Raw genomic sequence first — 10,782 nt, forward strand, 5'->3', positions numbered from 1 at the left:
ACAGCTGGAACTTCCCCAAGCCGGTCACGCCGCTCGCCCGTGACACGCTCGAGATTCACAATCACTTCATGATCGTCATCACGATTCTGTTCGTCGTGGTTTTCGGCATCATGATCTATTCGATGGTCAAGCATCGCAAGAGCGTCGGGCATCAGGCGGCGCGGTTTACCGGTCCGACCGGAACCGTGCAATGGCTGTGGACCCTGGTTCCCTTCGCCATCCTGCTTTTCATCGACTACGTGCTGATGGGCATTCCGGCCTACCATGCGGTCATCGACATGGAGGACACGCGGACCAAGGCCGACATGGTGCTCAAGGTGACCGGCATGCAATGGAAATGGCAGTACGAGTATCCGGACAGCGGCATCAAGTATCTCAGTACCATGAGCACGCCGCGTGACCAAGTGGCCAACAAAGAGGCCAAGGGAGAGCACTACCTGCTGGAAGTCGACAATGAAGTCGTCTTGCCGGTCGGCAAGAAGGTGCGGATTCTGCTGACTTCGACCGATGTCATTCACACCTGGTGGGTGCCCCAGTTCGGCGTCAAGCGTGACGCCATTCCGGGTTTCCTGCGTGAAACCTGGGTCAAGATCGAGGAGCCGGGTACATACCGTGGCCAGTGCGCCGAACTTTGCGGGAAGGATCACGGCTTCATGCCGGTCGTCGTGCGCGCTGTACCCGAGGCCGAGTATCTGGCCTGGGTGGACGAGAAGAAGACCAAGCTCGCCGCCGCGGCTGCCGGATCGGACAAGACCTGGAGCCAGGAAGAACTGATGGCCACCGGGAAAGACGTCTATGAAAAGCAGTGCGCGGTCTGCCACCAACCCGAAGGTCAGGGGCTCGCGCCGGCCTTCCCGGCACTGGCCGGCAGCAAGCTCGTCACCGGTCCGCTGCTCTCGCCCGAGGGTAAGCTGCTCAAGGACAGCCACGTTGACCGCGTGCTCAACGGCAAGGACGGCACGGCCATGCAGGCCTTCAAGAACACGTTGTCGGACGCCGAACTCGCCGCTGTCATCACCTACGAGCGCAACAGCTTCGGCAACAAGAAGGGCGATCTGATCCAGCCGGCTCAGGTCAAGTCCCTGCGCTAACGCCCAGGAATCAGGAGATTACCATGAGCACTGCACCCTCTCTCGAGCACGACACCAGCCACGGTCATCATGCGGCGCCCTACCAGGGCGGAGTTATGCGCTGGTTGACGACGACGAACCACAAGGACATCGGAACGATGTACCTGACCTTCGCCCTCATCATGTTCTTCATTGGCGGCGCGATGATTCTTGCCGTGCGCGCTGAACTTTTTCAGCCGGGTCTGCAGTTGATGCAGCCGGAGTTCTTCAATCAGTTGATCGGCGTGCACGCGCTGGTGATGATTTTTGCCGCGCTGATGCCGGCGGCGACCGGATTTGCCAACTGGCAGATCCCGCTGATGATCGGTGCGCCGGACATGGCGCTGCCACGCATCAACAACTGGGGCTTCTGGCTCCTGCCGCCGGCCGCAACGCTGCTCACGCTACCCTTCATTCTCGCCTTGTTCGGCGTCGGTGACGGCGCCGTGGCCACTGGCTGGACGCTGTATGCCCCGCTGTCGGTGCAGGGCGGTATGGGCGTCGATTTCGCGATCTTCTCGATACACATTCTCGGTATCTCGTCGATCCTGGGTTCGATCAACATCATTGTCACCATCTTCAACCTGCGCGCTCCGGGCATGACGATGATGAAGCTGCCGCTGTTTGCCTGGGGCTGGCTCATCACGGCCTTTCTGCTGATTGCCACAATTCCGGTGCTGGCGGGCGCGGTGACCATGCTGCTTACCGATCGTCATTTCGGAACCCATTTCTTCAATGCCGCTGGCGGCGGTGACCCCATTCTGTTCCAGCATCTGTTCTGGTTCTTCGGCCATCCCGAGGTCTATATCCTGTTGCTGCCGATCTGGGGTCTCATCCCGCACGTCCTCGGGACCTTCTCACGCAAGCCGATCTACGGCTACAAGGCGCAGGTGTACTCCTTCATTGCCATCGGCCTCCTGTCGGTCGTCGTCTGGGCGCACCACTTCTTCACCGCCGGCATGCCGGTGCCCGCCTTGCTGTACTTCATGTACAGCACGATGTTCATTTCTCTGCCGCTGGCCGTTCTATTCTTCTGTTGGGTGGCGACCATGTGGCGCGGGGCGATGAGCTTCGAGACGCCGATGCTTTTTGCCCAGGGCTTCATCGTCCTCTTTGGCCTGGCCGGCCTGACCGGCCTCGTGCTGGCTGACGTGGCGGCCGACGCGCAGTATCATCACAGCTACTTCGTCGTCGCGCACTTCCACTACGCGCTGTTCGCCGGCGGCATCATGGGTGTCATGACGGGCGTCTACTACTGGCTGCCCAAGTGGACCGGCCACATGTTCAGCGAGACGCTCGGCAAGTGGCATTTCTGGTTGACCGTCATTTCCTTCAACCTGACCTTCATGCCTCAGTTCTTCCTCGGTCTGGCGGGTATGCCGCGTCGCATCCCGGATTACGCCCTGCAATTCGTCGAGTTCAACGCCATTTCGACCGTAGGTGCCTTCATCCTCGGTTTCTCGCAGTTGATCTTCGCCTACAACGTCTATAAGTGCGTCAAGGGTGGCAAGAAGGCGACGGACAAGGTGTGGGAAGGCGCCGATGGCCTCGAGTGGGATCTCTCGTCGCCGCCGCCGCACCATTCGTGGGAAGTCCAGCCGGTGATCAAGTGATCGCTAGCGAAGGGAAAGACGAGATGGATTCGCCGCCCGGCTTCACCGACGAGGAACTCGCCCGCCGCCGTGCCATGAGCCGGCGGCTGGCCTGGATCCTCGGTGCCGTCGCGCTGGCGATCTACCTCGTCGGATTCATTTACTACCGGCCGTAACGAGATGGAAACGGATCTTGCCGATATCGACTCAACGCTACCGCCACGCCGCAACGGCGGGCTGGTGCTCAAGCTGCTTGCCATCGTCGCCGGAGCATTTGCCTTCGCTTTTGCTCTGGTACCGCTCTACGACGCCCTGTGCGCCGCCACCGGCTTCAACGGAAAAACCAGCCAGCAGGGCAAGCTGGGGGTGGGCGGCATCAGCAGCGCCAGCGACGCTCCGTCCCGCATAGACTTCGCCCGTACCGTGACGGTCGAGTTCACCGGCACCGTGATGCCTGGCCTGCCATGGGAAATGCGCCCGCTCACCACCAGCCTCGACCTGCACCCGGGTGAGCTGCATCAGGCCAGATTCCTGGTCCACAACAGCTCGGACAAGGCGATCGTCGGGCAGGCCGTGCCCAGCGTGTCGCCCGGCCAGGCCGCCCAGCACTTCGAAAAACTGGATTGCTTCTGTTTTTCGCAACAGACCCTCGCACCGGGCGAGACGAAGGAATTGCCATTGACCTTCATCGTCAAGCCGGAGATCGACGAAAAAATCCGTACCGTGACCCTGTCCTATGCATTTTTCAATGTCGATGGCCAGAAGACAGCTCCCAAAGAAAGAGAGTGACGCATGACCACCCATACTTCACCACACGCACAGCACTACTTCGTTCCGCAACCGAGCCCCTATCCGTTCATCCTGTCGGGCGGCATGTTCCTGCTCGCGCTCGGCTTTATCCTGCAGATGAACGCCTTCGCTCTCGGCAGCTGGATCATGATGGCCGGCACCGCGGTGATCTTGTTCGTGGTCTATAACTGGTTCGGCAAGGTCATCGGCGAGAACGAAGGAGGTGCCTACAGCCAGTGGGAGGACAAGTCGTTTCGCTATGGGATGATCTGGTTCATCGCTTCGGAAGTCGCCTTCTTCGCGGCCTTCTTCGGCACCCTGTTCTACGTCCGCAACATTTCGGTACCTGCTCTGGCCGGCATGGACCCCGCCTTTTCGCTGTGGAAGGAGTTCACCGCCACCTGGCCGTCGGCCGGCCCGAAAGGCAGCAGCTTCACGCCGATGGGCGCCTGGGGCATCCCGGCGCTGAACACCGCCCTGCTGCTGTCTTCCGGTGCGACCCTGACCTGGGCACACTGGGGATTGCTCAAGAACAAGCGCAGCCAACTCAATCTTGGCCTGCTGCTGACCATCATCCTGGGCGTCACCTTCCTTGGCTTTCAGGCCTGGGAGTATCACCATGCCTATACCGAACTTGGACTAACCCTCGGCTCGGGGGTGTATGGCGCGACTTTTTTCATGCTCACCGGGTTTCACGGCTTTCATGTGACTCTTGGGGCGATCATGTTGATGGTGGTCTATGGGCGTTGCCTGAAGGGTCACTTCACTGCCCAGAGGCATTTCGCGTTCGAAGGGGTGGCCTGGTACTGGCACTTCGTCGACGTCGTCTGGCTAGGACTGTTCGTTCTCGTCTACTGGCTGTAACCGGGGATCCAGCCGAGGCGAAAGCCGATCATCAGCAGCGCGAAGATCAGGATCGACAAACCAATGCGCAGCGTCAGCGCCTGAGCGGTGCGGACGCCTGCGCCGCGGTCCCGGTAAAGAAAGAAAAGCCCGGAAAAGAGGCTGCCCACCACAGCGAACAGCAAGAGAATGACAATGAGCTTGAACATGGCTGGCTCCAGCGAAGGGAGTGCCGATTATGCTCGCAGCGCCGCTCCTGAAGCAACCGCAGCCGGCTCAGCGCGCAGCCGTCTGAGCTTTCGGCCACGCTGGTGGACGACGCTGCTGGTCGCCGTGCTGGTGCCGTTGTTCATTTCTTTCGGACAGTGGCAATGGAACAAGGCAAGCGTCAAGGAGGCTCGGCAAACTCTGCGCGACGCGCGCGATGCCGAGCCGGCGGTACAGATGCCCACCACGCCGGCCGACCCGGAATCGTTGCGCTATCGTCAAGTGGTGGTTCGCGGCAGCTACGAACCGGCGTTCCAGATCCTGATCGACAACCGGATACATCGCGAGCGGGCCGGCTATCATGTGTTGACGCCCCTGCGGATCGAGGGTAGCGATACGCACGTGCTGGTCAATCGCGGCTGGGTCCCGGCGCTTGCCGACCACAGCCGCTGGCCGGAGGTCGCGACACCGGCCGGTGTTTTGCAAGTGAGCGGCCGAGCGATGGTACCGGGAACCCGCTACCTTACCCTGGGGCCGGATTCGCCCAGGGCCGACGACTCCGCCTGGCAGGTGGTGTGGCAGAACCTCGACCTGTCGCGCTACCAGAAAGCCACCGGACTGCCGCTGCAAGCGGTCGTCATCGAGCTTGCCGCCGATAACCCGTCGGCCGGTGGCCTGGTGCGCGAGTGGCCACGTCCCGACGAACGGATCGAACGTCATCTCGGCTATGCCTTCCAGTGGTGGGGCTTTGCCGCTGCCACGCTGATCATCTGGCTGTTCGTCAACCTGCGGCGCCGATTGTGAGCGGCAAGCGATGAGCACGGCGGCGCTTCTCACGGCCGGGCGGCGCACGATGCTGCTCGTGACGGCACTGCTGGCCCTGCCATTTGCGGTGGCCTTCGCCCTGTACTGGTTTGAATGGCGTCCCAGCAAGCTGGCCAACCACGGCGAACTGATCCAGCCGCCACGGCCGCTGCCGGAGAAGGGCTTGCTGCGTCTCGACGGGCGGCCGCTGCCAACCGAGGAACTGCGCCGCAAATGGACCCTGGTGATGGTCGGCGATGGGGCCTGTCTTGCCACCTGCCAGCAGGACCTGCACCAGATACGCCAAGTGCAGGTGGCGCTAAACAAGGAAATGTTGCGTTTGCGCCGCTTGCTGCTGGGCAGCAGCGTCGCCGTTCTGAGTGCCGATCCGGCGCTTCCCGATGTCCAGCGCAGCTATCCGGACTTGCTCTTCGCGGCGCCGGACTCGGCACCCGCCGGCGACCCCTGGCGCCAGCTTCTCGACGGACGCACCCATCGCTTCTACCTCGTCGATCCGCTGGGCAATGTGATGATGCGCTATCCGGACAGGCCGGACATGCAGGGTATGCTTAGGGACCTCGAGCGCCTGCTGAAGTATTCGTGGGTCGGATAGGACGCTCATGACTGTGATCAGTTCCAGCCACCGTCGCTCGGCGGGCCAACGCCTGGCGGTATTCTTCGAGCTGTGCAAGCCACGGGTCAACAGCCTGATCGTGTTTACGGCCATGATCGGGATGTTCCTCGCGGCGCCATCGTTTCCGCCGTTCGCCCTGTTTGTCGCCGCTTCGTTGGGAATCGCCCTCGTGGCTGGCGCCGCCGCGGCGATCAACTGCCTGATCGAGCAACAGATCGATGCGCGGATGGCACGCACGCGCGCCCGTCCGACCGCGCGTGGCGAGGTGTCGACGATGGAGACGCTGACCCTGGCGACCCTGGTCGGCGGCCTGGGGCTCTGGATCCTGCATGCCTTCGTCAATCCGTTGACGATGTGGCTGACGCTCGCCACTTTCCTCGGCTACGCCGTGGTCTACACGGTCCTGCTGAAACCGGCGACACCGATGAACATCGTCATCGGCGGGGCCTCCGGCGCCATGCCACCGCTCCTCGGTTGGGCAGCGATCACCGGTCAGGTAGGCCCCGAGGCGCTGGTCCTGTTTCTCATCATCTTCATCTGGACGCCACCCCATTTCTGGGCGCTCGCGTGTTACCGCTGCGCCGACTACGCCAAGTCCGGACTGCCGATGCTGCCGGTGACGCACGGCATTCGCTTCACTTGTCTGCATAGCCTGCTTTACGTGGTCATGCTGAGCGGCGCGAGTATCCTGCCCTATACCCTGGCCATGAGCGGGCCGTGGTATCTGGCCACGGCGCTGATCCTCGACGCGATTTTCCTGGTCTACAGCGTCGTTCTGTGGCGCGACTACAGCGACAAACTGGCCAGACTCACCTTCCGCTACTCGATCATCTATCTGACGCTTCTCTTCGCTGCCCTGCTGGCCGACCATTTTCTACGCTGACGTCGGCGGTCGCGAGCGCCGACAGCAGTTTCTCGTGGATGCCGCCGAAGCCACCGTTGCTCATCACCAACACCCGGTCGCCGGCGCGCGCGGCGCCAGCGACCCGCTGCACGAGCCGGTCGAGATCGTCCTCGACAGCCGCTTTCCCACCGAGCGGGGCGAGTGCTTCGGCGGCGTCCCAGCCCAGATTCGCCGCGTAACAAAAAACCAGGTCGGCTTCCGCCAGGCATGACGGCAGAAGCGCTTTCATGGCGCCCAACTTCATCGTGTTCGAGCGAGGTTCGAGGACCGCCAGGATACGTCCGCTGCCGATCCGCCGCCGTAGGCCGCCCAGCGTCGCCGCGATGGCCGTCGGATGGTGCGCGAAGTCGTCATACACCTCGACGCCCGCCGTACTGCCGCGCCGTTCCAGGCGGCGCTTGACGTTCTCGAAGCGTGACAGCGCCGCCATGCCACGCGCTACCGGAACACCCGCGTGCCTGGCGGCGAGCAGCGCGGCGACCGCGTTGCTGCGGTTGTGGTCGCCGGTCAGACCCCAGCGCGTGGCTCCGATTTCCTGGTCACCCTGCAGGAGGCGCAGCGAGCCATCGGCGTCCGTACCCTCGGCTCGCCAGCCAGCCGGATCGTTGAAGCGCTCGACCGGCGTCCAGCAGCCACGGGCGAGAACTCGCTCGAGGCTCGCTTCGGTGGCATTCGACAGAATCAGGCCACGGCGTGGCAGCGTGCGTACGAGATGATGGAACTGCGTCTCGATGGCCGCCAGGTCGGGAAATATATCGGCATGGTCGAATTCCAGATTGTTCATCACGGTGGTCCGTGGCCGGTAGTGCACGAATTTCGATCGCTTGTCGCAGAAGGCCGTGTCGTATTCGTCCGCTTCGATGACGAAGAAAGGCGATGCTGTGTCGTGGCCGGTGAGGCGCGCCGACACACCAAAGTTGATCGGCACGCCGCCAATCAGAAAGCCCGGGCTCAAGCCCGCCTGGTCGAGAATCCACGCCAGCATCGCCGCAGTCGTCGTCTTGCCGTGCGTCCCCGCGACAGCCAGCACCCAGCGCCCGGGCAGGATGTGTTCGGCGAGCCATTGCGGGCCCGAAAGATAGGGCAAACCCCGGTCGAGGATCTCCTCGAGCAGCGGATTGCCGCGCGATATCGCGTTGCCGACGAGGTAGCAATCGGGTTCGAAAGCCGTCTGCGCCGCGTCGTAGCCCTCGATCAGCTCGATCTCCGCGGCCTGCAGCTGCCGGCTCATCGGCGGGTAGACCGCACTATCGCAACCTGTCACCCGGTGGCCGGCGGCGCGCGCCAGTTGCGCCAAGCCGCCCATGAAAGTTCCGCAGATACCAAGGATGTGAATGTGCATGTGACAATCCAAGTTAGAATTGAGGGCCCAGCCGCGCGATCCGCGATTGTACCTGCGCCAGCCCCCGCCACCTATCCTCGATCACGCCGTCACCTCTGGACCCTTCGATGAGCAGCCGCCCGGACCGCCAGCGTAGCGCCCAGCAGCGGAGTCGCATCGCCGGACTGGCGGCGCGGCTGATCGCCGAGGATGGCCTGAGCGACCTGCTGCTTGCCAAACGGAAAGCGGTTCGCACGCTGGGCCTGCCGGAAAGCGTCGCCATGCCCGACGACCGCGCGGTCGAGGCCGAACTGCGAACCTACCAACGTCTGTTTCAGCACGAGGAACAGCAGGCAAGAAACGTTCGCCTGCTACGCGTGGCGGCGCGCATCATGCAGACCCTGCAACGCTTCAATCCCTATCTGAGCGGCCGGGCGCTCGACGGCACGGCCGGTCGCCACGCGGAAATCGACCTCCAGTTGTTTGCCGACAGTGCCAAGGACGTCGAGATCTTTCTCCTCAACGAACGACTCGTCTTTCGGCACAGCCGCCCGCGCAGCGAACGCGCCGAGGCGGTACTGACGCTTGTGGTCGACGACGTCGTCGTCAACCTGGTCATCTACCCGCGCGACGATGAGCGTGTGAGCTTCAAGACACGCGATGGACGGGTGAAGGAAAGGGCGCGCCTCGAGGTCGTCCTTCGGCTGTTGGCCGCAAGCTGATGGCTTCGTCGCTGAACAGAAGCCACCTCGTCCTGGCCGCTTTGGCGGCCGCGGCCCTTGGCCTGCTGGCAGGCATCTACACGCGCTCGCCGCCCGCCGGGACGGGTCAGGCGCCCTTGCCCATCGTCTCCGAGAACGCCGTGGCCCGCCTCCTCGGCAGCCGTTTCGACGATATCGACGGGCAGGCGAGGCAGTTGTCCGAATGGCGTGGCAAGACCCTGGTGGTCAATTTCTGGGCCACTTGGTGCCCCCCTTGCCGCGACGAGATGCCGGGCTTCTCGCGCGTTCAGGAACGCTACGCGGCACGCGGCGTGCAGTTCGTCGGCATCGCCCTCGACGCGGTCGACGATGTGCGGGCTTTCAGCCGACAGTTTCCGGTCAGCTACCCGCTGCTGATCGCCGGCACGCAAGGCGGGGTTCTCGTGCGCGACCTGGGAAACCCGCAGCTCGCCCTGCCGCACACCATCGTCCTCAGTCCGAGCGGCGAGCTGCGACTGCTGCACCTCGGTCTGCTGCCGGAGGACGAACTCGAACGCGTTCTGCAGGGCGTGGCTTCTCGCTGAAGGAGCACTTGCCGATTCCCGCGAACTCCGGCCGTTGAGGTAGGGGATCCACGCGCTGGAATGGTGTGCTCTGGGAATTGGCTGCGGCATGGTGCCGTGGGGCGCCTGCCGGTCGAGCCAGCCTGGCCGGCGGACGTTTCGACGAGCAAGGCGGCCCGGGAGCTAGCGACGACAGCTCATCGATCCGCGAAAGAATGTCCAATCAGGGTCCAGCACGGACAGGCGCGAGCGGATCGTCACCATGAGATTCCGCGGCGGGTGATTGCGACACGAACGGCCATGCCCAAGGCGAGACAAACGTGGAGGTTTCGGCTAGGCGATTCCGTAGCCGGGGCAGCCACCCTGCTCGGGAGATGACCGCCTTCCTCCGCCAGGAATGTCATCAGATACATTTTCTTGATACATTGACGCACCTACAGACAATCAGGCACGCCATGACCGACAATCTGTTCTCCATCTGTGAGCCGCGACCTGATGTCCTGCAAGGGGCGTTGCGGGAGAGCGACTTTGCGGCGGACCTCTCGCAGGTGTTGCGGGGCGACGCTCCCGACGAATACAAGCGCCCGGAGCTGTTCTTTGCCAACACCTACCCCACCAAGGGCATCAGGAACGTCCTCAAGCTGGTTGCCCTTCGGGTCAGTGGCCATCCCGACCAGATCGGCGCCATCTTTCGTCTCGACACCCAGTTTGGCGGTGGCAAGACGCACGCCCTGATTGCTCTCGCGCACGCCATGCGCGGCCTCTCCGGCGTGGCGAACGCCGACGAGTTTCTCGACGCCTCCCTGCGCCCCTCGGCACCTGTGCGCATTGCCGCCTTTGATGGCGAAAATGCCGATCCGGCCAATGGGCACCGGCTTGGCGACATCCTGCGCGCCTACACGCCATGGGGGGAGCTGGCGTATGCGCTGCGTGGTGAGGCCGGGTATCGCCTGATCGAAGCGAGTGACCGCGAAGGAATCGCGCCGGGCGCCGACACCTTGCGCGAGCTGATCGGCAACGAGCCGGCGGTGATCCTGATCGACGAGATCGCCCCCTACCTGCGCAAGGTGGCCGGCCGGAATGCCCAGCGAGCAGGAGAACAGCTCCTGGCGTTCATGACTTCGCTGATGAAGGCGGTGGAAAGCTCCCCCTATGCGGCGCTCGTTTTCACGCTCGCAGTCGGTCGTGACGGCAAGGCCGCCGACGCCTACAGCCGCGAGACACAGGACATCGCCGCTTTCTTCGCCGAGGCCGAGAGCGTCGCCGCCCGCAAGGCGACGGTGATCGACCCCACCGAGGACGACGAGACCGTCAA

13 protein-coding genes are annotated in these 10,782 nt (G+C 63.4%); 11 read left to right on the top strand and 2 right to left on the bottom strand.

Annotated features, from left to right (window positions below; genetic code table 11):
- The 5 genes from coxB to Q1M07_RS13860 form a co-directional block, all read left to right on the top strand.
- On the top strand, nt 1–1,091 hold a 1,091-nt coding region (coxB, locus tag Q1M07_RS13840), incomplete at its 5' end, for a cytochrome c oxidase subunit II (RefSeq protein WP_300454500.1).
- A gap of 95 nt (nt 1,092–1,186) precedes the next feature.
- Nucleotides 1,187–2,722 carry a cytochrome c oxidase subunit I gene (gene ctaD / locus Q1M07_RS13845; protein ID WP_300454511.1) on the top strand — a complete coding sequence of 512 codons (1,536 nt, stop codon included), beginning with the start codon at nt 1,187–1,189 and terminating at the stop codon, nt 2,720–2,722.
- Between the two features lie 23 nt (nt 2,723–2,745).
- Nucleotides 2,746–2,877 (top strand): hypothetical protein, encoded by a 132-nt coding sequence (locus Q1M07_RS13850; protein ID WP_300454501.1) that lies wholly within the window; start codon nt 2,746–2,748, stop codon nt 2,875–2,877.
- A 4-nt stretch (nt 2,878–2,881) separates the two neighbouring features.
- Nucleotides 2,882–3,490 (top strand): cytochrome c oxidase assembly protein, encoded by a 609-nt coding sequence (locus Q1M07_RS13855; protein ID WP_300454512.1) that lies wholly within the window; start codon nt 2,882–2,884, stop codon nt 3,488–3,490.
- Between the two features lie 3 nt (nt 3,491–3,493).
- Nucleotides 3,494–4,354, top strand: a complete 861-nt coding sequence (locus Q1M07_RS13860; protein WP_300454502.1) for a cytochrome c oxidase subunit 3 — start codon at nt 3,494–3,496, stop codon at nt 4,352–4,354.
- On the opposite strand, the gene Q1M07_RS13865 is transcribed toward Q1M07_RS13860, so the two are convergent.
- The gene (locus tag Q1M07_RS13865; RefSeq protein WP_300454503.1) at nt 4,342–4,542 is read right to left on the bottom strand and encodes a twin transmembrane helix small protein; all 201 of its coding nucleotides are present in this window, start codon (nt 4,540–4,542) and stop codon (nt 4,342–4,344) included. The genes Q1M07_RS13860 and Q1M07_RS13865 overlap by 13 nt on opposite strands.
- Between Q1M07_RS13865 and Q1M07_RS13870 the strand changes: the two genes are divergently transcribed.
- Genes Q1M07_RS13870 through cyoE form a run of 3 tightly spaced genes read left to right on the top strand, consistent with a single transcriptional unit; the run spans nt 4,541 to nt 6,861 of the window.
- Nucleotides 4,541–5,344 carry an SURF1 family protein gene (locus Q1M07_RS13870; RefSeq protein WP_300454504.1) on the top strand — a complete coding sequence of 268 codons (804 nt, stop codon included), beginning with the start codon at nt 4,541–4,543 and terminating at the stop codon, nt 5,342–5,344. The two genes, Q1M07_RS13865 and Q1M07_RS13870, sit on opposite strands and share 2 nt — an antisense overlap.
- A 10-nt stretch (nt 5,345–5,354) precedes the next feature.
- On the top strand, nt 5,355–5,957 hold the full coding sequence (locus Q1M07_RS13875) for a hypothetical protein (RefSeq protein WP_300454505.1): 603 nt from the start codon (nt 5,355–5,357) through the stop codon (nt 5,955–5,957).
- 7 nt (nt 5,958–5,964) lie between these two features.
- Complete coding sequence (gene cyoE, locus Q1M07_RS13880; RefSeq protein ID WP_300454506.1) at nt 5,965–6,861, top strand: heme o synthase; 897 nt, start codon at nt 5,965–5,967, stop codon at nt 6,859–6,861.
- Here the strand turns inward: cyoE and mpl are convergent.
- Nucleotides 6,806–8,224, bottom strand: a complete 1,419-nt coding sequence (gene mpl / locus Q1M07_RS13885; protein ID WP_300454507.1) for a UDP-N-acetylmuramate:L-alanyl-gamma-D-glutamyl-meso-diaminopimelate ligase — start codon at nt 8,222–8,224, stop codon at nt 6,806–6,808. The two genes, cyoE and mpl, sit on opposite strands and share 56 nt — an antisense overlap.
- A 107-nt stretch (nt 8,225–8,331) precedes the next feature.
- Here mpl and Q1M07_RS13890 point away from each other — a divergent pair, with 107 nt between their 5' ends.
- From Q1M07_RS13890 to Q1M07_RS13900, 3 genes are all read left to right on the top strand, one after another.
- The gene (locus Q1M07_RS13890; protein WP_300454508.1) at nt 8,332–8,925 is read left to right on the top strand and encodes a hypothetical protein; all 594 of its coding nucleotides are present in this window, start codon (nt 8,332–8,334) and stop codon (nt 8,923–8,925) included.
- Complete coding sequence (locus Q1M07_RS13895; RefSeq protein ID WP_300454509.1) at nt 8,925–9,488, top strand: TlpA disulfide reductase family protein; 564 nt, start codon at nt 8,925–8,927, stop codon at nt 9,486–9,488. The genes Q1M07_RS13890 and Q1M07_RS13895 overlap by 1 nt, the downstream gene beginning before the upstream one ends.
- 434 nt (nt 9,489–9,922) lie before the next feature.
- On the top strand, nt 9,923–10,782 hold an 860-nt coding region (locus Q1M07_RS13900; RefSeq protein ID WP_300454510.1), incomplete at its 3' end, for a DUF499 domain-containing protein.

The organism is Accumulibacter sp., assembly GCF_029255285.1.
In the GTDB taxonomy this organism is placed as follows: Bacteria; Pseudomonadota; Gammaproteobacteria; order Burkholderiales; family Rhodocyclaceae; genus Accumulibacter.